The organism is Bradyrhizobium sp. S3.2.6 (genome assembly GCF_040546885.1).
In the GTDB taxonomy this organism is placed as follows: domain Bacteria; phylum Pseudomonadota; class Alphaproteobacteria; order Rhizobiales; family Xanthobacteraceae; genus Bradyrhizobium; species Bradyrhizobium cytisi.
This window is the reverse complement of sequence record NZ_JBEPOS010000003.1, coordinates 272,706-295,794: the sequence shown is the minus strand read 5'-3', so window position 1 is coordinate 295,794 and position 23,089 is coordinate 272,706. Positions and strand designations below refer to the sequence as shown.

The 23,089-nt window shown below is 64.2% G+C and carries 21 protein-coding genes; 12 read left to right on the top strand and 9 right to left on the bottom strand.

Annotated elements, in window-relative coordinates:
- Window positions 1–144: 144 nt before the first annotated feature.
- Complete coding sequence (locus tag ABID58_RS09170; protein WP_502916396.1) at window positions 145–1,503, bottom strand: lytic murein transglycosylase; 1,359 nt, start codon at window positions 1,501–1,503, stop codon at window positions 145–147.
- A 252-nt stretch (window positions 1,504–1,755) separates the two neighbouring features.
- On the opposite strand from ABID58_RS09170, the gene galU reads away from it, so the two are divergent.
- Window positions 1,756–2,631, top strand: a complete 876-nt coding sequence (gene galU, locus ABID58_RS09165) for a UTP--glucose-1-phosphate uridylyltransferase GalU (protein WP_148756370.1) — start codon at window positions 1,756–1,758, stop codon at window positions 2,629–2,631.
- 4 nt (window positions 2,632–2,635) lie between these two features.
- Here the strand turns inward: galU and ABID58_RS09160 are convergent, their stop codons facing one another.
- Entirely contained in the window at window positions 2,636–4,132 is a 1,497-nt protein-coding gene (locus ABID58_RS09160) for a GGDEF domain-containing protein (RefSeq protein ID WP_354032387.1), read from the bottom strand.
- A gap of 146 nt (window positions 4,133–4,278) precedes the next feature.
- Between ABID58_RS09160 and ABID58_RS09155 the strand changes: the two genes are divergently transcribed.
- Complete coding sequence (locus ABID58_RS09155) at window positions 4,279–4,560, top strand: DUF7662 domain-containing protein (protein ID WP_354032386.1); 282 nt, start codon at window positions 4,279–4,281, stop codon at window positions 4,558–4,560.
- On the opposite strand, the gene ABID58_RS09150 is transcribed toward ABID58_RS09155, so the two are convergent.
- Together ABID58_RS09150 and ABID58_RS09145 are read right to left on the bottom strand one after the other, a co-directional pair.
- A complete protein-coding gene (locus ABID58_RS09150; RefSeq protein ID WP_354032385.1) occupies window positions 4,557–7,433 on the bottom strand; it encodes an EAL domain-containing protein in 2,877 nt (958 codons plus the stop codon). The two genes, ABID58_RS09155 and ABID58_RS09150, sit on opposite strands and share 4 nt — an antisense overlap.
- A gap of 140 nt (window positions 7,434–7,573) precedes the next feature.
- On the bottom strand, window positions 7,574–8,572 hold the full coding sequence (locus tag ABID58_RS09145) for an NAD(P)H-quinone oxidoreductase (protein ID WP_148756367.1): 999 nt from the start codon (window positions 8,570–8,572) through the stop codon (window positions 7,574–7,576).
- A gap of 111 nt (window positions 8,573–8,683) precedes the next feature.
- Between ABID58_RS09145 and ABID58_RS09140 the strand changes: the two genes are divergently transcribed.
- Together ABID58_RS09140 and rcdA are read left to right on the top strand one after the other, a co-directional pair.
- Window positions 8,684–8,875, top strand: a complete 192-nt coding sequence (locus ABID58_RS09140; RefSeq protein WP_148756366.1) for a DUF1192 domain-containing protein — start codon at window positions 8,684–8,686, stop codon at window positions 8,873–8,875.
- A 520-nt stretch (window positions 8,876–9,395) separates the two neighbouring features.
- On the top strand, window positions 9,396–9,905 hold the full coding sequence (rcdA, locus tag ABID58_RS09135) for a protease adaptor protein RcdA (protein ID WP_148756365.1): 510 nt from the start codon (window positions 9,396–9,398) through the stop codon (window positions 9,903–9,905).
- Window positions 9,906–10,074: 169 nt separating this feature from the next.
- Here the strand turns inward: rcdA and rpmE are convergent, their stop codons facing one another.
- Window positions 10,075–10,302: a 50S ribosomal protein L31 gene (gene rpmE, locus ABID58_RS09130; RefSeq protein ID WP_007599895.1), complete on the bottom strand. Its 228-nt coding sequence runs from the start codon at window positions 10,300–10,302 to the stop codon at window positions 10,075–10,077.
- A gap of 200 nt (window positions 10,303–10,502) precedes the next feature.
- Here rpmE and ABID58_RS09125 point away from each other — a divergent pair, with 200 nt between their 5' ends.
- From ABID58_RS09125 to ABID58_RS09110, 4 genes are all read left to right on the top strand, one after another.
- The gene (locus tag ABID58_RS09125; protein WP_354032384.1) at window positions 10,503–12,329 is read left to right on the top strand and encodes an ABC transporter ATP-binding protein/permease; all 1,827 of its coding nucleotides are present in this window, start codon (window positions 10,503–10,505) and stop codon (window positions 12,327–12,329) included.
- A 229-nt stretch (window positions 12,330–12,558) separates the two neighbouring features.
- The gene (locus ABID58_RS09120) at window positions 12,559–13,545 is read left to right on the top strand and encodes a Bug family tripartite tricarboxylate transporter substrate binding protein (RefSeq protein WP_354032383.1); all 987 of its coding nucleotides are present in this window, start codon (window positions 12,559–12,561) and stop codon (window positions 13,543–13,545) included.
- A gap of 26 nt (window positions 13,546–13,571) precedes the next feature.
- The gene (locus ABID58_RS09115) at window positions 13,572–14,765 is read left to right on the top strand and encodes an FAD binding domain-containing protein (protein ID WP_354032382.1); all 1,194 of its coding nucleotides are present in this window, start codon (window positions 13,572–13,574) and stop codon (window positions 14,763–14,765) included.
- Between the two features lie 152 nt (window positions 14,766–14,917).
- Complete coding sequence (locus ABID58_RS09110; protein ID WP_354032381.1) at window positions 14,918–15,937, top strand: alpha/beta fold hydrolase; 1,020 nt, start codon at window positions 14,918–14,920, stop codon at window positions 15,935–15,937.
- 103 nt (window positions 15,938–16,040) lie between these two features.
- On the opposite strand, the gene ABID58_RS09105 is transcribed toward ABID58_RS09110, so the two are convergent.
- The 4 genes from ABID58_RS09105 to ABID58_RS09090 form a co-directional block, all read right to left on the bottom strand.
- Window positions 16,041–16,310, bottom strand: coding sequence for a hypothetical protein (locus ABID58_RS09105; RefSeq protein ID WP_148756396.1), 270 nt, complete (start codon window positions 16,308–16,310; stop codon window positions 16,041–16,043).
- 23 nt (window positions 16,311–16,333) lie between these two features.
- A complete protein-coding gene (locus tag ABID58_RS09100; RefSeq protein ID WP_148756397.1) occupies window positions 16,334–16,780 on the bottom strand; it encodes a GNAT family N-acetyltransferase in 447 nt (148 codons plus the stop codon).
- Window positions 16,780–17,808, bottom strand: a complete 1,029-nt coding sequence (locus ABID58_RS09095) for a peptidoglycan -binding protein (protein WP_148756398.1) — start codon at window positions 17,806–17,808, stop codon at window positions 16,780–16,782. The genes ABID58_RS09100 and ABID58_RS09095 overlap by 1 nt, the downstream gene beginning before the upstream one ends.
- 146 nt (window positions 17,809–17,954) lie before the next feature.
- Window positions 17,955–18,974 (bottom strand): flagellar motor protein MotA, encoded by a 1,020-nt coding sequence (locus tag ABID58_RS09090; protein WP_187435487.1) that lies wholly within the window; start codon window positions 18,972–18,974, stop codon window positions 17,955–17,957.
- Between the two features lie 322 nt (window positions 18,975–19,296).
- Between ABID58_RS09090 and ABID58_RS09085 the strand changes: the two genes are divergently transcribed.
- From ABID58_RS09085 to ABID58_RS09070, 4 genes are all read left to right on the top strand, one after another.
- The gene (locus ABID58_RS09085; protein ID WP_354032380.1) at window positions 19,297–20,325 is read left to right on the top strand and encodes an SAM-dependent methyltransferase; all 1,029 of its coding nucleotides are present in this window, start codon (window positions 19,297–19,299) and stop codon (window positions 20,323–20,325) included.
- 307 nt (window positions 20,326–20,632) lie between these two features.
- Complete coding sequence (locus tag ABID58_RS09080; protein WP_354032555.1) at window positions 20,633–20,857, top strand: hypothetical protein; 225 nt, start codon at window positions 20,633–20,635, stop codon at window positions 20,855–20,857.
- Between the two features lie 68 nt (window positions 20,858–20,925).
- Complete coding sequence (locus ABID58_RS09075; protein WP_354032379.1) at window positions 20,926–21,462, top strand: hypothetical protein; 537 nt, start codon at window positions 20,926–20,928, stop codon at window positions 21,460–21,462.
- A 428-nt stretch (window positions 21,463–21,890) separates the two neighbouring features.
- Window positions 21,891–23,084, top strand: coding sequence for an efflux RND transporter periplasmic adaptor subunit (locus tag ABID58_RS09070; RefSeq protein ID WP_148756404.1), 1,194 nt, complete (start codon window positions 21,891–21,893; stop codon window positions 23,082–23,084).
- Window positions 23,085–23,089 lie beyond the last annotated feature (5 nt).

Here is a 23,089-nt window from a genome sequence, read left to right as displayed (position 1 = left end):
TCTCGGGCGCGCGCAACAGGGTCTGGATGTGTCTCGATATAATAACGGAATCGGGCGCCAAACGGGCAAATTCTCTTGCAGATTCTTTGGGGCAATAACGGAGATCGGCCAAAATCCCGCTTCAGGGTTACTTTCGGCGCGATTTTACCGCCCGCGCAGTCGGTCCAGCACGTCGGAGGAGGCAAACCCGTCGGCGGGCGCCCCGATCGAGGCCTGGAAGTTGCGCAGCGCGTCCCGGGTCTGGCCGCCGAACTGGCCGTCCGGGGTGCCCTTGTAGAAGCCGCGTTGGACCAGCAATTGCTGGAGTTCCAGCCGCTCGGTCCGGGACAATTCCCGCTCCTGCCGCGGCCACGGCTGCACGAAGGGCTGGCCGCCGCGCAGCCGGTCGGCGAAATGGCCGATCGCCATCGCATAGGCCTCGGCCGGATTGTACTTCATGATGACCCGGAAATTCTGCAGCATCAGGAAGCCGGGCCCCTGCGCGCCGGCCGGCGCCAGCAGGTAGGCCTTTTCCGCCGGATGCGGGAAGGGCTGGTTGGTCGCGCGCTTGAGCCCGAGCTTTTCCCATTGCGCGATCGTCATCGCCTTGGCGCGATCGGCCAGCATGTAGTTGAAGCCCTCGGACACCAAGACCTCAAAGCCCCAGGTCTGGCCGCTCTGCCAGCCGTCCTTCTTCAGATTGTTGGCGGTGGAGGCGATCAGGTCGCTTGCGTTGTCGACGACGTCGCGCCGTCCGTCACCGTCGCCGTCCACGGCAAAGCGCTTGAACGCGGTCGGCATGAACTGGGTCGGGCCGAAGGCGCCGGCCCAGGAGCCGCGCATCTGCTCCGGGCGCAGATCGCCGCGGTTGAGGATCTCCAGCGCGGAGAGGAATTCGTCCTTGAAGTAGGCCTGGCGGCGGCCGACGCAGGCGAGCGTAGCGGTCGATTGCAGCACGCTGCGGTCGCCCATCTGGGTCGAATAATTGGACTCGATGCCCCAGATCGCGGCGATGACATAGCGGTCGACGCCGTAGGCCTTCTCGGTCGCGTCGAACTGCGCCTTGTACTTGGCGAGGACTTCCTTGCCCTTGGCGAGGCGGTTATCGTTCACGAGGATGTCGAGATAGTCCCAGATCGATTTGCTGAATTCGGGCTGCGAGTCCATCAGGTCCATGATGCGCAGATCGGGCGAAAGCCCTGCGGTGAAGCGCTGGAAATTCTCCTGCGTGATGTTGCGGCGTGCGGCATCAGGCCACATCCCGGCAACGCAATTGTCGAAATTGCCGGCCGCCTCGCGGATCGCGGCCGCCGTCATCAGCGGATGGCCGGAGGCGCCGTCCTCGCCGCTCCAAGGCTGAGCTCCCGTTTGGGCACCGCCGGGGCCGGGCGCGGCTTGCGAGGGCGCCGGATTCGGGCCGGAGAAAATACCGCTGAACAGGTTCGACAGGCCGTTTTGCCCTTGTTGTGCTTGTTGCCCTTGCGCCTGCGCGGACATGGGGAACAGGAGCGCGGCCGCGAGCATTGTCGCGCCGGTCAAAGATAGAGTTACCGCTGTCACCAATTGCCTCATGTCTCACCCGTCCGGCCAAAAATCAGCCATCAGGAGGCCTCGTTACGGTTGCCAATATCTTAACAAAGGTGAAATTTTGCCGGTCACCTTTTTCTCGAATTCATTGAGCGGGAGCCCTACATCCGCCTTTGTTACCGGCTGCAAAACGGCTAGCAAGATACCATTGCTTCTTTCACGTGTGCCTCAAGGTATTCGATCAATCACATGAAAATCCGCAAAGCTGTGTTCCCCGTCGCCGGCCTCGGCACCCGCGTTTTGCCCGCCACCAAGGCGATGCCGAAGGAAATGCTCACCATCGTCGACAAGCCGCTGATCCAGTACGTCTATGACGAGGCGAGGGAAGCCGGCATCGAGCACTTCATCTTCGTCACCGGCCGCAACAAAAATGTCATCGAAGATCATTTCGACAAGATGTTCGAGCTCGATGCGACGCTCGCTGCGCGCGGCAAGAAGGCCGAGCAGGAGATCCTGGCGCAGAACCAGCCAGAAGCCGGCGCCGTCAGCTTCACCCGCCAGCAGGCGCCGCTCGGTCTCGGTCACGCGGTCTGGTGCGCGCGCGACATCGTCGGCAACGAGCCGTTCGCGGTGGTGCTGCCCGACGAGCTGGTGCTCAACACGCCCGGCTGCCTGAAGCAGATGATCGAGACGGCAAGCAAGCTCGGCGAAAAATCCAACGTCATAGCGGTCGAGGCGGTGCCCGACCATCTCACCCATCAATACGGCATCTGCGGCGTCGGGAAACGCACCGGCAAGATGTTCGAGGTCGACGGCATGGTCGAGAAGCCGGCCAAGGGCACCGCGCCCTCCAACCTCTCGATCACCGGCCGCTACATTCTCCAGCCCGAGATCTTCAAGATCCTCGAGACCCAGGAGCGCGGTGCCGGCGGCGAGATCCAGCTCACCGACGCCATGATCGGCCTCGCCAAGTCGCAAAAATTCTACGGCGTCGAGTTCGAGGGCGAACGCCATGATTGCGGCTCCAAGCCCGGCTTCCTCCGCGCCAACATCGCCTACGCGCTGAAGCGGCCGGAATTGCGCGAGGGGCTGATCGCGGAGATGAAGAAGTATCTGGGGCAGTAGGCCCTCAAGCCACCAGCGACAGCTTCGGCAGGCTCGCCACCACCGACTGATTCCGCCCGCCGGCCTTTGCCGCATAGAGCGCCTTGTCGGCGGCGGCGACCAGGATGGCCGAGTCCATGCCGCTTGTCGGCGCGAGGCTGGCGATGCCGCAGGAGACGGTCGATCCCGCCCCGCCGTCGGACCAGCCCAGCACCTTGGCCCGGATGGTTTCGGCGACCTTGAAGGCGTCGGTGGCCGAGGTGTTCGGCAGCAGCACGGCGAATTCCTCGCCGCCATAGCGCGCGGCGCAGTCGCCGGGGCGGCGCACCGAATCGGAGATGCAGATGGCGATGCCGACCAGCACCTGGTCGCCGGCCTGGTGGCCGAAGGTGTCGTTGTAGGCCTTGAAGTGATCGGCATCGATCATCAGCAGCGCCACCTGCGTCTTCTGGCGCATGGCGCGGCGCCATTCGATGTCGATGACATGGTCGAACTTGCGGCGGTTGCGCAGGCCCGTGAGCGCGTCGGTCGTCGCCATCTCCTCGAGCTTGCTTTCGGCATCCGCCCGCCGGCCGATCTCGCGGGCGAGCACGATCGCCGAGCCCAGCACGAACAGTGCCAGCACCAGAACCACGCCGCCGATCCGAAGCGCTTCCTTCTGCCACAGCGCGAACACCGCGCTCAGCGGCTTGCCCGCCACCACGAACAGCGGGCCGGTGTCGCTGCTGCGCACATAGAGCCGCGCGGTCGGATCGACCGGGCCCTGTCCGGCAAACGAGCCGCCGACGCGGAGATTGTCGGCCTTCCAGCGCTGGCTGTCGTTCAGGTTCCTGCCGATGATGTCGAGATCGAACGGTCGCCGCATCATGATGGTGCGGTCGCGCTTGAGCACGGTGATGGTGTCCTCGGGGTCGAGGCTCAGCCGCTCGAACAATTCGTGGAAATAGGTGAAGCGGATCGAGCCCGCGACGACACCCATGAAGCCGCCGTCGGTATCGCTGAGACGCCGGCTCAGCACGATCGAATAGGCGCTACGAAACAGCATCGGGCGGCTGATGAACAGGCCGACGTTGGGATTGTCGCGATGGACCGAGAAATAGTCCTCAGTGCCGCGGTTGTCGGGCACCGGGTCGAGCGTCGAGGCATCGATGGTCAGATTGCCGTCCGCATCGAACACCTGGATGGCGCCGAAATGCTTTGCGGTGGTGGCGTGGTCGAACAGGATGAGCTGGCGGATCGGCTTGGAGACCGTGTTGATCTCGGGCAGCAGCATGTTGCTGGCGACCGCCTTGAGGGACAGGTCGTAGATATCGATGTTGCGGCTGATGTCGGCGTCGATCGACGTGGCCAGGTTTTTTAGCGTCTGGCGGGCCAGCGCCTCCTCGCCGCGGCGCATGTCGAGCATGACGTTGACGCAAATGGCGGAAAAGCCGATCACCGTCACGACGGACGAGATGATCAGCAGCTTCGCCGAAATGCGCCAGGGCCGGCGGGCCGTGGCGTCGCGCCATGCAGACAGCATCCTTTGCTCCCGAACCTAGTGGATGCGCCCGAAATCTTGCGTAGTGTTTAAGCCGCGACGGCGCTGCTGCAATCAGTTAAGGATTGGTTTCCGCCGGTATCGCTTTTGAGCAGGTCAGACCGCGGACAAGGGGATAGAGGACGGCGGTGAACGATTACGACGCGCTACGCGATTACCTGCTGCGGCAGAAGCAGACGGAGTTCGTGCTGAGCTTTGAGGAGATCGAGGAGATCATCGGCGCGGCCCTGCCGCGTGCGGCGAATCGCGCCTCCTGGTGGGACACCTCGCGCAGCCCGGATATCAAGATGCCGCAGCGCGAAGCCTGTATCGCCGCGGGCTTCAAGGCCACCCGGATGCCGGACGGCCAGACCGTGCGGTTCACGAAGCAGAAGAGTGACCTGCGGCGGCCAACGGCCAAGAGCGACTAGCTCGCCGCTTCGAGCCGCACTTCGGTCAACAGCCGCATCGCCGCGTCGGCGTCCATCGGCTCGCCGAAGGCGAAGCCCTGCGCGTATTCGCAGCCCAATTGATACAGCTCGACCGCGTCGGAATCGGTCTCGGCGCCTTCCGCCACCACGTCCATGCCGAGATCATGCGCGAGCGCGATGATCGACTTCAGGATCACCGGCCGCGTGCCGCGATTGGTGGTGCGGACGAACGACTGGTCGATCTTGATGGTGTCGAACGGGAAGCGCTGGAGATAGGCCAGCGACGAATGGCCGGTGCCGAAATCGTCGAGCGATAATCCAGTTCCGAGCTCGCGGATCCGCGTCAGCATTTGGGCGGCGTGCTCCGGATTCTCCATCACCAGCGATTCCGTCAGCTCCAGCTTCAGCGTGCCGCGCGCCACCGACGAGCGCGACAGCACGGTGCGGATGTCGTGGATGAGGTCATGGCGCAAAAGCTGCCGCGAGGAGACGTTGACGCTGGCGAAGATCGGCTCGCGCGAGCGCATCGCGCGCTGCCAGATCGAGAGCTGCTTTGCGGTCTGGTCGAGCACGAACATGCCGAGATCGACGATCAGGCCGGTCTCTTCCGCGATGGTGATGAATTCCGACGGCGCCATGCGCCCGAGTTTCGGGTGATCCCAGCGCACCAGCGCCTCGAAGCCCGCGACCGAACGGTCCTCCAGCCGGACGATCGGCTGGTACAGGATCGTCAGCTCCTGCCGCTCGATGGCGCGGCGCAGCTCGCTCTCCAGCGTCAGGCGATCGGTCTTTCGCGCCCGCATCGCGGGCTTGTAGACGTCGATGCGGTCGCCGCCGATGCGCTTGGAATGGTACATCGCAAGCTCGGCGTCCTTGATGATCTCGTCCGTCAGCTGAACTTGCGGATCGGAAAGGGCCAGCCCGATCGAGGCGGTCAGGAAGATCTCGCGCTCGTTGAACGCGATCGGCGCGCGGATGGTCTTGCGGATGGTTTCGGCAAAAGCGGTGATGCGGGCGGGATCCTGCTCCGACAGCAGGATCAGCCCGAACTGGTCGCCGGCGAGCCGCGCCAGCGTGTCCTGCGGCTTCAGGATGCGGGTGAGGCGCCGGGCCAGCGTCAGCAGGATGGAATCGCCGACCGCGATGCCGACGGAATCGTTGACCTGCTTGAAGCGGTCGAGGTCGATCACCATCAGGGTCGGCCGCAGCGTCGGCATGGTCTTGGCGAAATGCGCGACTGCGCCGAGCCGGTCCATGAACAGCTTGCGGTTGGGCAGGCCGGTCAAATTGTCATGCACGGAATCGTGGAGCAGGCGTTCCTCGGCGTTGCGCAGCTCAGTGACGTCGGTGAGCGTGCCGACCACGCGTGAGACTTCGCCGTCCGAGCCGACCACCGGGCGCGCCTTCAGCGCGAACCACATGAAGTGGCCGTCTGGCGTGCGCAGGCGGAAATCCTGCACGAGGCGGCCGCGGCGCTGGTCGAGCACGCTGTCCAGCGCGGCGCGGAAACGGTCCTGGTCGAGCGGATGCAGCACCTCGAGCCAGGAGGCCGCCGGGCCTTCCAGCGTGCCGCGCTTAAGGCCGAGCAGGGCTTCGGTCTCGGGGCTGGTGAACACCTTGTCGGCGGAAACGTCCCAGTCCCAGATCAGATCGCCGGAACCGGCCAGCGCCAGGGCTCTCCGCTCGATATCGGACACCACGCCGGTGGTGGCGCCGCCGCCGGCGAAGGCGTGCTGCATGACCGTGAAGCCGATCAGCATCACGATCAGCACGAGGCCGCCGAGCAGTGCCGGGCCGACGATGTCGTTGGTGACGGAACCGGCAACGGTCATACCGGCCGCGACCACCCAGACCACGAGGAGGAACCAGGTCGGGATCAGCAGCACCGCGCGGTCGAAGCCGTGGGTCGAGAGATAGACGATCAGCGCGAAGCCGGCGAAGGCGATCAGCACCAGCGAGATGCGCGCGATGCCGGAGGCCACGGCCGGGTCGAACAGCGCGAGCGCGACCAGCGAACCGAGGAAGGCGAGCCAGCCCACCGTGATGTGGGAATAGCGCACATGCCATCGACTGAGATTGAGATAGGCGAACAGGAACACCAGCAGCGTCGCCGCCAGGATCGCTTCGCCCGCCGCGCGCCAGATGCGCTCGGCGTTGTTCGACATGTCGAGCACCTTGCCCCAGAAGCCGAAGTCGACGCCGATATAGACGAGCACCGCCCAGGCCAGCGCCGCGGCCGCCGGGAACATGATGCTGCCCTTCACCACGAACAGAATCGTGAGCACGAGCGCCAGGAGCCCGGAGATGCCGATCACGATGCCCTGGTACAGCGTGAACGAGTTGACCTTGTCCTTGTAGGCTTCCGGTTCCCACAGATAGAGCTGCGGCAGCTTGTCGGTGCGCAGTTCCGCGACAAAGGTGATGACGGCGCCGGGATCGAGCGTGATGCGGAAGACGTCGGCGGTCGGGCTTTCCTGGCGCTCCGGCCGGTCGCCGGTCGAGGGCGTGATGGTCGCGATGCGTGACAGCCCGAGGTCGGGCCACAACAGCCCCGAGGACACGATGCGGTAATGCGGGGCGACGATCAGACGGTCGAGCTGGTCGTCGGTATTGTTGGCGAGCGCGAACACCACCCAGTTCTGGCCGCCCTCGCGGGCGCGCACCTCGATGCGGCGGACGATGCCGTCGGTGGCAGGTGCGGTTGAGACCTGGATGCGGTCGGCGTCGCTGCGCTGATGCTCGAGCACGCCGGTGAGGTCGATGGCGGGCGCGTCGCCGCGGACGCTGACAGCGTCAAGCGCGCGTGCAGGGGACGCGGCGACAAGAATCATGAGGCCCAGCGCGATGGGCGCGAGGCACCTGATTAGACGCAAGGTGAGTTCTCCGCGTTCGACGCAAACTCTTCAGTGCAAGGCGATTTCCGAACAGAACGAGATGGTTCGGCGCGTCGCGATAGATGCCACGAAAGCGAGGAAAATCAAAGGGTTTCCGCCCTGCCCGGTGGGCCAGCGGCCTAGAGCTCCAACACAATTTTGCCAATATGTGCCGAGGTCTCCATGCGCCGATGTGCGTCGGATGCCTTTTCCAGCGGGAAAGAGCTGTCCATCAGCGGTTTGACCCGGCCTTCGCGCAGCAGCGGCATCACTTTCGCTTCAATCGCAGCCACCATCGCCGCCTTGTCCGCATTACTACGGGGACGCAAGGTCGAGCCGGTATGGGTCAACCGCTTCACCATCACCTTGGCGATGTTGACGCTGACCTTGGGCCCGTTGAGGGTTGCGATCTGCACGATGCGGCCATCGACGGCGGCGGCATCGTAGTTGCGGTCGACGTAGTCGCCGGCGACCATGTCGAGGATCAGGTTGACGCCGGCCTTGTCGGTCGCTTCCTTGACCACGGCGACGAAGTCCTCGTTCTTGTAGTTGATGGCGCGGTCGGCACCCAGCTTGAGGCAGGCATCGATCTTGTCCTGTGATCCCACGGTGACGAACACCTTTGCGCCGAACGCTTTCGCAAGCTGGATTGCCATGGTGCCGATGCCGGAGGAGCCGCCATGGATCAGCAGCGTCTCGCCGGCCTTGAGCCCGCCGCGCTCGAACACATTGTGCCAGACCGTCATCAGGGTTTCCGGCAACGCGCCGGCTTCCTTGATCGACAGCGCCGGCGGCACGCTCATCGCCTGGGCGTCCTGCGCGATGCAGTACTGCGCATAGCCGCCGCCGGCGACTAGCGACATCACCTTGTCGCCGATCTTGTGCCGCTTGGCATTGCTGCCGACGGCGACCACTTCGCCGGCAATCTCAAGGCCGGGCAGGTCGCTGGCGCCGGGCGGCGGCGGATAGGCGCCGGACCGCTGGGCGATGTCGGGCCGGTTCACGCCGGCGGCCTGCACCTTGACCAGGATCTCGTCGGGACCGGGCTGCGGAACGGTGCGTTGTTCCGGCACCAGGACCTCCGGTCCGCCGGGCTTGGAGATGGCGACCACGGTCATTTGCGCGGGCAGCTTGTCCATGATGTGTCCTTGAGCAAAGGTGCGAGAGGGGACGAGGCCTTTGATTAGCCAGCGCAGTCCGGGCTGGCAACCGCCCCAGCCGCAGGTGGCGCGAACGCAGGAGGAACGACGATGCCGACGGAAGACGACGACCGCCCGCGCAAGAAGGTCACCCACGAGATCGGGCAGGATCTCTCACTGTTGTCGGTCGAGGAACTGACCGAGCGCGTCACCCTGCTGAAGACCGAAATCGCAAGACTGGAAGAAGCCGCCACGAAAAAGCGCGCCTCGCGCGATGCGGCGAACAGCGTCTTCAAGTCGTAAGAATTCGAAGGAGGAGCGCAAGCGTTTCTACGGCGTCATGGCCGGGCTTGTCCCGGCCATCCACGTACTTGATCTTTCGCCGACAGAAAGAACGTGGATGCCCGGGCCTTCGCCTCGCCGAAGCGGCTTCGGCCGCGCAGGCGGGACAAGCCCGGCCATGACGGGCAGATTGTTCGGCAAACTCCCTCGGCCACTGACCGACATGGCTAACGAACCCTCAAAAAATTCGCTCGTTTACTCCACATTAAGCTTTTCGCTTTATGACTGGAACTGTCCTCGTTTGGACACCGAGTGGCTCCTGTCCACTCTGTTTGACGCCTCCCTGTTATCAACTTTCAAAGCCGCCGGTTTTCCGGCGGCTCTTTTTTGCGTCTCGTTCCGGTTGAATTCGGGGGAATGACCCGCGGAAACCATATCCGCGCTTGTCGCTGGACTCAGCGATCCCTACGCGCAATGATTTGTTCATCATAAGCCGGCGCCAAAGCCGGACGGGTAAACAGTTGCGTAAGGGGCGTTAACCATGGAACGTTTGCAAGCCGACGGCGCTCTCGTTCAACTCAGCGAGCGGTTCACCAATTCTGCGGCGTTCGGCGCCCTGTTCCGCGAAGGCATGGATCTCGTCGAAGAGACCGCCGCCTATCTCGACGGCGCCGGCCGCAACGAGGCCAAGGCGCTCGATCGCGCCGTCAGCCTCACCTACGCGACCGAGAGCATGCGCCTCACCACCCGCCTGATGCAGCTCGCCTCGTGGCTGTTGCTGCATCGCGCGGTGAAGGAAGGCGAGATGACGCTGGGCCAGGCCAACCGCGAGAAGACCAAGGTCAAGCTCTCCGCCGCCGATCCCGGCCCCGCCGACACGATCGAGAAGCTGCCGTCGCAGCTCCAGGAGCTGATCCATCGCTCGATGAGCCTGCAGACCCGCGTGCGCCGCCTCGACACCACCATCCACACCCCGCCCGTCGATTACCCTTCGATCGGCAATCCGCTGGTGCCGCAGCTCAACGCCCTGAAGGCCGCGTTCGAGCGGTAAAGCTCCAACAGCCCGTCATTGCGAGCGAAGCGAAGCAATCCAGGAAGCCTCCGCAGAGGCAGCCTGGATTGCTTCGTCGCAAGAGCTCCTCGCAATGACGATCTCCCCCAAAACAAAAACGCCCCCGGCTGTCCGGGGGCGTTTTCGGTCTCCAGCCTTGCGGCCAGGATCAATCCTTTTTGAGGAAGCCCGAAAACTTCTTCTGGAAGCGCGAGACGCGGCCGCCGCGGTCCATCAGCTGGGCGTTGCCGCCGGTCCAGGCCGGGTGCGACTTCGGGTCGATGTCGAGGTTCAGCGTGTCGCCTTCCTTGCCCCAGGTGGAGCGGGTCAGGTACTCGGTTCCGTCGGTCATCACGACCTTAATCGTATGATAATTCGGATGAATCTCGGCTTTCATGGCAATTCCTGGGGCGCCCGGCGCCTTGCTTGAGTGGCTATCGAATGACGGATTTGCCGGGTCTATACCCCAGAGACCCCCTCAAAACAAGCCATTGTGGGCACAGCAGAACCGGGCGGTCCCCTAAGGGACATCCCGGATTTGCCACGGCCGGTCCCCCGGCCTATCTGGAGCAGACTTATCTCTTTTGGTCGGATCTCATGAGCGCAGTAGAACGGCTTGAAACCGGGCCGGCAGAAGCCCCGTCGATCGAAGTCGAGCTGATCGAGCAGCCCGAGAAGGGCCGCGCCAGGCTGCGGCCGCTGGTGGCGCTCGCGCCTTACGTGGCCCGCTATCGCGGCCGGGCGGCGCTCGCCTTTGTCGCGCTGACGGTCGCAGCCCTGACCACGCTGCTGGTGCCGGTCGCGGTGCGCCGGATGATCGATTTCGGCCTGACGCCGGAAGGCATCGCGCTGATCAACAGCTACTTCTCGGTGATGATCGCGGTGGTCGCCGTGCTCGCGCTCGCGAGCGCGGCCCGCTACTACCTCGTGATGACGATCGGCGAGCGCATCGTCGCCGATCTCAGGCGCGATGTGTTTGCGCATCTGCTCTCGCTGTCGCCGGCGTTCTTCGATTCGGCGCGCAGCGGCGAGCTGGTGTCGCGACTTACAGCCGACACCACGCAAATCAAATCCGCCGTCGGCGCCTCCGTGTCGATCGCGCTGCGCAATCTGATGATGTTCTTTGGCGCGGCGGCGATGATGGTGATCACTAGCCCACGTCTGTCCGGCTTCGTGCTGCTGGCCATTCCCCTGATCGTGCTGCCGCTGGTCGCCTTCGGGCGCTGGGTGCGGCGGCTGTCGCGCAACGCGCAGGATACGCTGGCCGATGCGTCCGCCTATGCGGGCGAGCTGATTGGCGCGATCCGCACCGTGCAAGCCTATACCAGCGAAGGCCTGGCGGCGAAGCGTTTCGGCGGCGAGGTCGAGCAGGCCTATGAGGCGGCGCGCACGTCCACGCAGGCCCGCGCGGTTCTCACCGCCATCGTCATCTTCATCGTGTTCGCAAGCGTGGTCGGGATCCTCTGGATTGGCTCGCATGACGTGCTCACAGGGGCAATCACGCCGGGCCGGCTCGGCCAGTTCGTGCTCTATGCGGCCTTCGCGGCCGCGGGCCTCGGCCAGCTCAGCGAGGTCTGGGGCGAGGTCTCGGCCGCATCCGGCGCTGCCGAACGCCTGTTCGAGATTTTGCACGTGCAGCCCGACATCAGGGCGCCGGCGTCGCCGCGCGCGCTGCCGGTGCCCGGGCGCGGCGAGGTCGGCTTCGATCGCGTCAGCTTCTCCTATCCCGCGCGACCCGATGTCAACGTGCTCGACGCGGTGTCGTTTGCGGTGCGGCCCGGCGAGAAGGTTGCGATCGTCGGCCCGTCCGGCGCCGGCAAGAGCACCATCTTCCATCTGCTGCTGCGCTTCTACGACCCGCGGGGTGGTGCAATCTCGCTCGACGGCGTGCCGGTGAAGGCTGCCGATCCGCGTGACTTCCGTTCACACATCGCATTGGTCCCGCAGGAATCCAACGTGTTTGCCGCGAGCGCGCGCGAGAACATCCGTTTCGGCCGGCCCGATGCGACCGATGCCGAGGTCGAGCGCGCCGCCGAGCTCGCGCATGCCACCGAGTTCATCCGCCGCCTGCCCGAAGGTTTCGACACCCCGCTCGGCGAGCGCGGCGTGACGCTGTCCGGCGGCCAGCGCCAGCGCATCGCGATCGCGCGCGCCATCCTGCGCGATGCACCGCTCTTGCTGCTCGATGAAGCCACCTCCGCACTCGACGCCGAAAGCGAAACGCTGGTGCAGACCGCGCTCGAAGAGCTGATGAGCCACCGCACCACCCTGGTGATCGCGCATCGCCTCGCCACCGTGCTGTCCTGCGATCGCATCCTGGTGATGGACCAGGGCAAGATCGTCGAGCAGGGCACGCATGCCGAGCTGGTTGCGGTGAACGGGCTTTATGCCAGGCTGGCAAGGTTGCAGTTCGAGGGGGCGTGAGGCGGGGCCTCATTCTCTCGTCATTGCGAGCGCAGCGAAGCAAGCCAGAATCTTTCCGCGGAGGGACTCTGGATTGCTTCGTCGCATCAGCGCAAAGTCCCGATTTTCAGGACGCCAAGGTTCGCACCTTGAACGCTCTCCGGGACATCGGCCCCATGACAACTTTCGAATTTGACATCACTGTTCCTCCATTGGTTGCGGCCTGATGGCTGCTTGGAGGAGGCAATCAGTGAAATATCTCGCCCGTTCTTCAATTGCGATTTGTCTTATCGCGGCTGTTTGTACGACTGCGGCCGCGGTCAGCGGGTTGGCTGCGGCCGAGGACTTTCCCCATCGCACGATCAAGATCGTCGTACCCGTGCCGCCGGGACCGTTGTTGGATGTCGTACCCCGGATTGTCGCCGAGAAGCTGTCAGCGAAATGGGGCGTCGCCGTCATCATCGAGAACCGACCCGGGGCGGCTCAGAACCTCGGTGCTGAAGCCGTGGCCAGATCGGATCCCGACGGATACACGCTCTTGGCCTCGCCCCCGGGGCCGCTCGTTGTCAGCGGTCATCTTCGGAGCAAGTTGAACTTTGATCCGGACGCGTTCGTGCCGGTGAGCCTGCTGGTCAGACTTCCGACGGTGCTCGTCATCAATCCGAAGGTGCCGGCCTCAAATCTCCAAGAGTTGCTTGCCTATGCCAAGGCCAATCCCGGCAAACTCACATTCGGATCGCCAGGAACGGGTAGCACGCCGCATCTCGCCACCGAGCAATTGATGAAGGCCGCCGACATTCGCCTGGTCCATGTGCCTTATCAAGGCATGGCGCCGGCGATGAATGACCTGATCGGTGGTCATATCGACATGATGATCGACCTCTACGGCAACGTCGCAGGCAACATCAAGGAGGGCAAGCTCAGGCTTCTCGCTGTTACAACGCCAGCACGACTGCAACAGGAGCCTGCCGTTCCGAGCATTTCCGAGGCAGTGCCGGGATTTGCTCACGAGGAATGGTTTGCGATCGTCGCTCCACCAAAGACGCCGGATGCTATCGCCGCAAAGCTTTCCGCAGCGATCAGAGAAGTCCTGGCGCTTCCCGATGTTGCCGGACGCCTGGCCGATCTCGCAGCGGTTCCGGTCGGCAGCAATCCGGATGAATCCGCCGCCTTCATCAAGGCCGAAAGCGCCCGCTGGAGGGAGCTGATCGACACGACCGGCCTCAAGATCAACTGACACCGCGTCAGGCCAGAGCCCCTGAGATGAGCAAACCCCGCGCCCTGGTCATCGGTGGCTCCCTGAGCGGACTGCTCACGGCGAACCTGCTACGATCCATCGGGTGGCATGCCGATATTTTCGAACGCGCACGTGGAGATCTCGCCGGGCGGGGGGCCGGACTTGGCGCGCAAGCCGACTTGTTCATGGTCATGCGGCAGATTGGAATCCGTATCGACAGGTCGATGTGGACGGAGGTGCGCTCGCACGTCTGCCTCGCCCGGAGCGGCGAGTCGATTTGCGAACTGCCGGTGCGAGAAGTGACTACGGCATGGGATCGGGTCTACCAGTCTCTCAGGGAAACGTTCTCGACCGGACCCTACCATGGGGGAATGACGCTCATCCGCTGCGAAGAGAAGGAGCGCAGTGTTGTTGCCTTGTTCGAAAATGGGGCGCGGGTCGAAGCTGATCTACTGATTGGGGCGGATGGTATTCGTTCAACGGTGCGTCGGCAGTACATGCCTGAAATCGCCCCGCGCTATGCCGGCTATGTGGCATGGCGAGGCATCGTCGAGGAAAACAGCATCTCGCCGCAATGGCGCGCCAGCACACTCCAGGACATGGTATTCTGCCTGCCGAACGGTGAACTCGCGTTTTCCATCCCGATCGCAGATCGTGATGCGGCTGGCGGCCGCAGATGCATGTTTGTCTGGTTTCGTCCGGCCGACTTCGATTCCACGCTGCGGGAATGGTGCACCGATGCGACGGGGTATTGTCACGGAGATTCGATACCGCCGCCTCTCATTCGAAAAGAGGTCATCGCCGAACTCAAGCTGAGCGCTCGCGGATTGCTGGCTCCTCAGCTCGCCGAGTTGGTCGCCGGCAATCAACAACCGATTCTTTCTGCGATCTTCGACCTCGAAACGACGTGCATGACGTTCGCTCGTGTCGTCCTCGTTGGCGACGCGGCTTTCGTCGCTCGACCGCATGTCGGCACCAGCGTCACCAAGGCTGCGCAGGACGCCTGGGCGCTTGCCGATGAGCTTGCCAAAGGTGACATTGGCGGCGCATTGCTCGCCTACGAGCGCCGCCGAAAGCATGCGGGCAGAGAACTTGTCGCGCGCGGCCGTCGCTTGGGCCAATATCTCGAACCCACAGGCGGGGGCACACGGCCTCCGATTGATACACTTCTAAGGGAATACGGACCCGGCAGCATTGGCGCGTGGCCCTCGACGGTCTAGTCATGGACATGGTAACTTGATGCCATAGATCGTGCTAGAGCCGCACACCCCCGTGGGTCCCCGTGTTGCCTCCAACGCAGCAGATTCGTTTTTGCGCCAGCCGCGATGGCACACGCATCGCTTATGGAATATGTGGCAGCGGACCTCCGCTGGTGTGGGTCGCGCATTTTGTCCACCACCTCAATTTTGATTGGGACAGCCCGGTCTGGCGGCCTTGGATCTCGGCGCTGGCAAAGCGGCACACCCTGATCCGCTACGATTTTCGCGGGACCGGCCTGTCCGATCGTTCGGGTGTCGAGTTCACCTTCGAAAAGCTCGTTGAGGATTTTGAAGCCGTCGTCAACGCGTCTGGAGTCCGCAATTTCGCACTCCTGGCCATGTCCGGTGGCGCGCGGATCGTTCTCCCCTTTGCCGTGCAGAATCCTGATCGCGTCAGCCGGCTCGTGCTGTATGGCACATCGCCGGCGGGGCCATTGACGGCAAAGGCCCCGCCTGAGCGGGTCGAAAATATGCAGGTACAGCTCAAGGCGTTCGAGTTGGGTTGGCCGCAGGACATTCCCGGATTTGGGACCTTCCTGACATCTCTGCACATTCCAGACGCGACTGCGGAGCAGGCTCGCTCTTTCAATGAGCTGCTACGCTTGACAACTTCTGCCGCAAACGCGGTCGCGCTGCTGCGCACCCTCGTGGAGAGTGATATGCAGGACCTGCTGCCGAACCTGCGCTGTCCAACGCTTGTCTTTCATTCCCGTCAGAGCGCGGTGTTGCCCTTTGATGATGGTCGCAGGGTCGCCGCGCTAATTCCAGACGCGCGATTTGTGCCCCTCGAGAGCCGCAATCACATTCTGTTGGGCACCGAGCCGGCCTGGAAGCAGTTCGTGTACGAGCTCGACGAATTCCTTCCCTGTACCTCTCATGACGGCGCGACCGAGCCATTCGACGAATTGACAGCGCGGGAGCGCGATGTCGTCGAACTTCTTGCTCACGGTATGAGCAATGCCGATATCTCTGTCCGGCTGAAGATCTCGGCAAAGACTGTCCGCAATCATGTCTCGGCTGTCTTGGGGAAACTCGGAGCAAACAGCCGCGCCCAAGCGGTCGCTGTTGCTCGCGACGCCGGCTACGGCCGAAGAATGATGGCGCGTACCGGAAGTGGACAGCGCTCTGATTAGCCCCAAGTGTGAACTGGCGTTAGGCGCCCGTGAGGGCCCGCTATCTTATCATCGGCTACTGTGCATGGGGTTGTTTTCGTCATTTTGGTTGAGGCGGCCGCGTTCACGGGCACTTCGGCGAGCCCATTGGCACGTTCGGCCACGGCCAGTTCTTCCAGCTGCCGCCCTCGCCGATGCAGGCCGACCCGCCATTGGCCGGAGCCGGGCTGTCTGTCGGAGCGGGAGTGCTCGTCGACGCCGGCTCACTCGCCGTCTCATTCGCCGTCTTGGGCGGCGGCGCGAGGCGCTGGTCGACATAGATCGTCGACACATAGCCGGCGACGATGACGGCCAGAAACACCGAAGACCCCTTGGCCAGATCGCTCAGCCGCATCGATCCTCTCCATCTGCTTGCCGTCACGGCCGCCACGCCATCTTCAGCACCGGCCGTCCCGACGTCGGGTTCACATCCTCGCCGGCATGGGCAAAGCCGTTGCGCTCGTAGAAGCGGATGGCGCGGCTGTTGTCCTTGTTGACCAGCAGCGTGACGCCCGATGGTGACAGGCGCTTGGCCTCGTCAACCAGCAGCCGTGCCGCGTCCGAGCCCCAATGATCAGGATCGACCACGAGCTGGTCGAGATAGCCTTCACCATCGATGGTGACGAAGCCGGTCAGCACGCCGTCCTGTTCGGCAACCACGATCGCGGCGTTCGGCACCAGCTCGCTGCGCCAGCGCTCGCGCCACCAGTCCACCCGCGCGGCAAAATCGATCTGCGGATAGGCCTGCTGCCAGGTGCGACGCCACAGCTCGATCGTCGCCGCTTCGTCGGCGGCCAGGTAGGGGCGGAGGTGGAGCGTGCTCACTACCGCTCCGTCAGCTTCAGCTCGATTCGGCGGTTGCGCTTGTAGGCGTCCTCGGTGTTGGCGCTGTCGAGCGGCTGGAATTCACCGAAGCCGGCGGCGACGAGGCGCTGGGCCGGCACGCCCAGCGAGATCAGGTACTGCACGACCGAGATCGAACGGGCGGCCGACAGGTCCCAGTTGGATTTGAAGTTCGGACCGCTCACCGGCCGCACGTCGGTGTGGCCGTCGACGCGCAGCACCCAGGCGATCTCGTTCGGGATCTTCTTGTCGAGCTCGATCAGCGCGGCCGCCACGGTGTCGAGCTCGGCGCGGCCCTCGGGCAGCAGCGTTGCCTGTCCGGTGTCAAAGAACACTTCCGACTGGAACACGAAGCGGTCACCGACCACGCGAATATCAGGACGGTTGCCGAGAATGGCGCGCAAGCGGCCGAAGAATTCCGAGCGGTAGCGCGACAATTCCTGCACGCGCTGCGCCAAGGCAACATTCAGACGAGACCCCAGATCGGCGATGCGGTTCTGCGATTCCTTGTCGCGCTTCTCGCTGGCGTCGAGCGCCTCTTCGAGTGCCGCCAATTGCCGCCGCAGCGCGCTGATCTGCTGGTTCAGCACCTCGATCTGCGCCAGCGCCCGCGCCGAGACCGCTTTCTCGGAGTCGAGCGCCTTGCCGAGCTCGGAGGTCTTGCCCTGCGCGTCGTTGCCGGCGGCGGCGAGCCCCTCATAGAGGCCCTTGATGCGGTCGCGCTCGCTCTCGGCCGAGGCGAGGCCCGCCTTCAGCTGCGAGACCTGGTCGTCGAGCGAGAGCTTGCCGAGCTTCTCCAGCGATAGCAGCTCGTTGAGCTGGGCGATCTTGGCGTTGAGCTGCTCCAGCGCCTTGTCCTTGCCGGTCACCTCCTGCGACAGGAAGAACTGCACGACCAGGAACACCGACAGCAGGAACACGATCGATAGCACCAGCGTCGACAGCGCGTCGACGAATCCGGGCCAGTAGTTGAAGGCGCCATCGCTGCGGCGGCCGCGGGCTAGAGCCATTGTCGTCGGTCTCCCGTTCCGTGTCCCGGACGCGGTGCAGCGTGCAACGCTGCTCCGCAGAGCCGGGACCCATTCCTCGTTTTTTCTGGGCCCCGGCTCAGCGACGCATCACTTCGTGCTGCGTCGCGTCCGGGGCACGCGAGCGTCTAACTCTTCTCGGGCTGGCGCGCGATGCGCTCCAGCAGGCGACGGATCTCGCGGTTCTGCTCGCCCTGGCCGTCGGCCCATTCGCGAATCATCTGCTGCTCGGTGCGCATATGCGAGACCAGCGCCTGGATCGCTTCGGCAAGGCTCGCCATCGACGCGGTGGTGCTGCGGCTGGCGGTGCCTTCCTCGAGCACGGAGCGCAGCCGCTCGACGGCCGCCTGGAGTTCGCCGCTGGCAACCCCGCCGCCGCTCGATGCGACGGCCACCTCGCCGCTGCCATATTCGCGCACGGTGGTGGCGAGCCAGTCCTCGAGGTCGGTGTAGAAGCGGTTCTGCGCCTGGCTCGATTGCAGGTCGAGGAAGCCGAGGATCAGCGAGCCGGCGAGGCCGAACAGGGAGCTCGAGAACGAGATGCCCATGCCGCCGAGCGGGGCGGCCAGGCCCTCCTTCAGCGTGTCGAACAGTGCGCCGGCATCGCCGCCGACCTTGAGGCCGTCGATCACCTTGCCGACCGAGCCGACCGTCTCGATCAGGCCCCAGAAGGTGCCGAGCAGGCCGAGGAAGACCAGCAGGCCGGTCATGTAGCGGGAGATGTCGCGGGCCTCGTCCAGGCGGGTCGCGATCGAATCGAGCAGATGTCGCATGGTGGTCTGGGTGATCGACATCCGCCCGGTGCGCTCGCCGCCCAGGATCATCGCCATCGGTGCCAGCAGTTTGGGGTGCCGGGCCGGCGCCAGGCCGGGATCGGCGATGCGGAAATTGTTGACCCAGGACACCTCGGGATAGAGCCGGATCACCTGGCGGAAGGCCAGCACGATGCCGATGAACAGCACGGCCCCGATCAGGGCGTTCAGCCCGGGATTGGCGAAGAAGGCCTGGATGATCTGCTTGTAGAGCACCACCCCCACCAGGGTGCAGAGCACCAGGAAGACCAGCATCCGCACCAGGAAGACGCTGGGCGAGGAGAGCTTGGTGTACTCGATGTCGAGGGAGGAGCGGGGCGAGGCGCCTGACGGCATGGCCGGTATCATCCGTTACGAAAGCTTGCTTGCATCCGCACTATGGCACAGCGCTCGCCCAAAAAAAGCGCCGGATGTGCGGATTTCGGGAGGGGATCGGGGAACCCAAAGCTGAAACCCGGCTTTGATACACGTATTTTGTAAAACTTCGGTATTCCACACACTTAGGTCGGATTCTTGGCATGGCGACGTTTCCTAGGGGACTGACGGCCATCGCACTCTCGGCGGTCTATCCGTGGGCCTGGGCCCGTCTGCTTGCGCCTGCCCATCAATCCCGAACCAGCATGTTCTTTCCCCTGCCACCCAGAGAGGGAATGGCCGCATGAGCGTCGTCTCCGCGATCATCGGGACTGCCGAACGCGTGCCGCTGCCGGACCTCGTGGTCCGCGCCGCGATCCAGCGGCTGTGCTCGCGCACCGCAACGCGCCTCGCCGCGCACACCGCAGCCGACGATGCCGCTTTCGCCGGCCGCATGATGATAAGGCCGATCGCCGAGCACACCGAGACGGCCAACAGCCAGCATTACGAAGTGCCGCAAAGCTTCTTCGCGCAGGTGCTGGGCCCGAACCGCAAATACTCCTCCTGCTTCTACAAGACCGATGCGACCACCTTGCGGGAGGCTGAGGAGGAAGCGCTGCGCCAGGCCGTCGAGCATGCGGGGATCGCCGACGGGCAGACCGTCCTCGAGCTCGGCTGCGGCTGGGGTTCGCTGTCGCTGTGGATCGCTCGGCAATTTCCGCATGCGAAGGTGACCGCGGTGTCGAACTCGCAGTCGCAGCGCGCCTATATCGAGGAGATGGCGCAGAGCCGCGGCCTGTGCAATTTGCGCGTCGTCACCGCCGACATGAACGTGTTCGCGCCGGAGGGCCAGTTCGATCGCATCGTCTCGGTCGAGATGTTCGAGCATATGATGAACTGGCGCAAGCTGATGACCCGGGTGCTCGCGTGGCTTGCGCCGGAGGGGCGCTTCTTCATGCACATCTTCACCCATCGCGCCGGCTCCTACGCGTTCGACCGCGCCAATCGCGAGGACTGGATCGCGCAGCATTTCTTCACCGGCGGCGTGATGCCGAGCCATCAACTCGTCAGGCAGTATGACGATATCTTCGCCATCGAGAAGGAATGGCGCTGGAGCGGCACGCATTATCAGCGCACCGCAATTGACTGGCTCGCCAATTTCGATGCACGTCGCGACACGATCGAAGTTTCATTGCGGAACGTCTATGGCGGGGACACCGCGTTGTGGATGCGGCGCTGGCGCTGGTTCTTCCTCGCCACCGCCGGCCTGTTCGGCTACGCCGACGGAACCGAATGGGGCGTCAGCCACTATCGCATGAGAGCCGCAGATTAGGGCGCCTACGGATCAATCGTGCGCCGGGGACGAAGCAGCGGTCCCTGCTTGCAAACAATTCCGGCGGTGATCGGAAACGTCGAGCTCCTCGGCGGTTATCGGCGTAAGACCCTGAGGAGGAAACACCATGCGACATCTCGCACTCGCGGCAATTGCTCTGGTGGCCGGCTTCACGGCACCGGCGATGGCGCAGCAGGCCTCGCCATCGCACAATCTCCAGAATGAAGCCGACAAAGGCATCAAGACTCAGAACTCCGGTGCATCGGGTTACGTCTCGGAACAGGAGAAGCCCGGGTCGGCGGCTCAAATCCCGGGTAGCCCTCCTCGCGCCGAGTCCGGCAGCGCGGCAACCGCGCCGAGTGCGCAGAACTCAGGCGCAGGAATTGCGGGCGCTCCCGGCAACAAGAACGGGCCGCCGGCTGGTACCGGCACGGTTGGCTCGGCGTCTCAAAATCAATCGGTGCAGGAGCAGGATCCGGCGAACGTCAAGGGATTGCCGGGCAACAAGAGCGGTCCGCCAGCCAAGCGATAAGGTCGCTACCGTTCTGCAGGCCCCGCGACGGCATCATCGCCAGCGCGGGGTCGCGCGGCGGTCACGTAATGGATGATGCTGTTTTTGGAGGGCAGGTGATGTTGCGGCCAATCGCCGAATATCCGGACGCCCCAAACGTCCAGCACTACGAAATGCCCGCGGCTTTCTTCGAGCAGCTTTCTTCACCGGCGGGCGCCGTAGTCCAAAGCCTACCTAAGAAAGCCTACCTAAGTATGGTCACTTCATACCTGCGCGCGATGGCAGCGACCAAGTGTTGGTGGTACCGATACATCCAGAGTGAGAAAAGCAACGGAACCGGCCCTCCGAGCCGGCAGTTGCGGGACAAGGCCGGCGGCGTAGCGCCCACCGGCCTTTCTCCCGATCTAGCGGCGCTTTGCCGCTCAACCGATGCTTACTGTCACAGGTGGTGCAGCGAGTACGCCATGAGAAACATCGCCGGAAACATCGCCGATCTCCTCATGCGGCTCTGGCAGGGAAGCCAGCCCGCGTCCAATACTCAGGTTGCGGCCATGGCTGACAATCGAGATCGATCCAGCATGGCTGATTTTGTTCGGATCCTGCAGGCCTGCGATCAAGCCCAGTAGTTCGTAGGTAGAGCGACTTGTCCGCCGTAGCTCGAAGAGCGAAGGCGGAAGCGAACCCCATCAAACTCCGTCCGCGCAGTGACATCGAGCTGAAAACCACGAGCAGACGCTGCGTCTGCCCGTCAGGGCGATGGGTTTCGCAAGAGCTCAACCCATCTTATGAAGCTGACAGAATTCATCGTGGCCCCAGTCCCTTGCGATGTTCTGTCGCAGCGCGCGACGACGGAACCCGACTCACAATCCGGTGAGTCCCAAAAATAAGCCTGAAGTCAGCGCGATAGCTCATGTGACATTGAGCCGCCCGCCACATGCGTTGCGCCGCAGCAAGTCCATTCTATCTTGATCGCATCAGGCGCGCAGAAATTGCCCGGGACGGGCGCTGCGCGAGAAGCGTGATCAGTTTCAACAATTTTGGGGCACCCCACTTCATGTCAGGACTTCGAGCGCGATCGGCATGCGTTGCAATGATGCTCGCGGCCTTTGCGCCGCTGCTAGGCGCTTGCGACGAATCCTCTTCCGCCGTCTCCGCCGCCCAACCCATCGACCCCGATGTCAGCGTCGTCGTCGTCAAGCAGCAGGCCCGCGCCGTGGTGCGCGAGCTGCCCGGCCGCATTTCGCCGACGCGCGTCTCCGAGGTGCGGCCGCGCGTGTCCGGCATCGTGGTCGAGCGCCTGTTCCGCCAGGGCAGCGAAGTGAAGGCGGGCGATGCGCTGTACCGCATCGATCCGCGCCCGTTCGAGGTCGAGGTGATGGCCAACGACGCGGCGGTCGCCAAGGCCGAGGCCGCGTTGATGCAGGCGCAGCAGCAGGCGCGCCGCATCGCGACGCTCACCAGCCAGCGCGCCGCGCCGGAAGCCGAGAACGAGAAGACCATCGCCGCCGAGCGCCAGGCCCAGGCCGAGGTCGAGGGCCGCAAGGCCGATCTCGCGCGGGCAAAACTCAATCTCGACTACGCCACCGTGCGCGCGCCGATCGACGGTGTGGTCGGTGCGGCGCTGGTCAGCGAAGGCGCGCTCGTCGTGCAGAACGAGACCAATCTTGCCACCGTGCAGCAGCTCGATCCGATCTATGCCGACTTCACCCAGTCGGTGACCGAGCTCAACCAGCTGCGTCGCGCTTTCGAGAGCGGCGATCTCGATCGCATCGAGGCCGATGCCGTCAAGGTGCGCCTCGTGCTCGACGACAACACCATCTATGCGCTCGACGGCAAGCTTCTGTTCTCGGACGCCAAGGTCGATGCCCATACCGGCCAGGTGACGCTGCGTGGCGAGTTCCGCAATCCCAGGCGCGAGCTGCTGCCGGGCATGTATGTCCGCGTCCGCCTCGACCAGGGCCTGGACTCCGACGCGATCGCGGTGCCGCAGCAGGCGGTCCAGCGTAATGGCGGCGGTGGCAGCGAGGTGTTCGTCGTCAAGGACGACAACCGCATCGCCGTGCAGCAGATCCGCACCGGCTCGGTGCAGGACGGAATCTGGTTCGTCACCGAGGGCCTCAAGGCCGGCGACAAGGTGGTGGTCGAAGGCTTCCAAAAGTTTGCGGCCGGCGACAAGGTCAATCCACAATCCTGGTCCGAGGCCGAGGCGAGCGCGGACAACCGGCACGCCCTCAAGGTCACGCGGTAACGCAC

Bases quoted from the DNA above. Each gene is read 5' to 3' on its own strand.
- ABID58_RS09170 (WP_502916396.1), bottom strand. From the start codon at position 1,503: ATGCTCGCGGCCGCGCTCCTGTTCCCCATGTCCGCGCAGGCGCAAGGG.
- rcdA (WP_148756365.1), top strand. From the start codon at position 9,396: ATGGAACGTTTGCAAGCCGACGGCGCTCTCGTTCAACTCAGCGAGCGG.
- ABID58_RS09160 (WP_354032387.1), bottom strand. From the start codon at position 4,132: ATGCTGTCTGCATGGCGCGACGCCACGGCCCGCCGGCCCTGGCGCATT.
- ABID58_RS09140 (WP_148756366.1), top strand. From the start codon at position 8,684: ATGCCGACGGAAGACGACGACCGCCCGCGCAAGAAGGTCACCCACGAG.
- rpmE (WP_007599895.1), bottom strand. From the start codon at position 10,302: ATGAAAGCCGAGATTCATCCGAATTATCATACGATTAAGGTCGTGATG.
- ABID58_RS09090 (WP_187435487.1), bottom strand. From the start codon at position 18,974: ATGCCGTCAGGCGCCTCGCCCCGCTCCTCCCTCGACATCGAGTACACC.
- ABID58_RS09115 (WP_354032382.1), top strand. From the start codon at position 13,572: ATGAGCAAACCCCGCGCCCTGGTCATCGGTGGCTCCCTGAGCGGACTG.
- ABID58_RS09105 (WP_148756396.1), bottom strand. From the start codon at position 16,310: ATGCGGCTGAGCGATCTGGCCAAGGGGTCTTCGGTGTTTCTGGCCGTC.
- galU (WP_148756370.1), top strand. From the start codon at position 1,756: ATGAAAATCCGCAAAGCTGTGTTCCCCGTCGCCGGCCTCGGCACCCGC.
- ABID58_RS09145 (WP_148756367.1), bottom strand. From the start codon at position 8,572: ATGGACAAGCTGCCCGCGCAAATGACCGTGGTCGCCATCTCCAAGCCC.
- ABID58_RS09085 (WP_354032380.1), top strand. From the start codon at position 19,297: ATGAGCGTCGTCTCCGCGATCATCGGGACTGCCGAACGCGTGCCGCTG.
- ABID58_RS09125 (WP_354032384.1), top strand. From the start codon at position 10,503: ATGAGCGCAGTAGAACGGCTTGAAACCGGGCCGGCAGAAGCCCCGTCG.
- ABID58_RS09095 (WP_148756398.1), bottom strand. From the start codon at position 17,808: ATGGCTCTAGCCCGCGGCCGCCGCAGCGATGGCGCCTTCAACTACTGG.
- ABID58_RS09075 (WP_354032379.1), top strand. From the start codon at position 20,926: ATGGATGATGCTGTTTTTGGAGGGCAGGTGATGTTGCGGCCAATCGCC.
- ABID58_RS09070 (WP_148756404.1), top strand. From the start codon at position 21,891: ATGTCAGGACTTCGAGCGCGATCGGCATGCGTTGCAATGATGCTCGCG.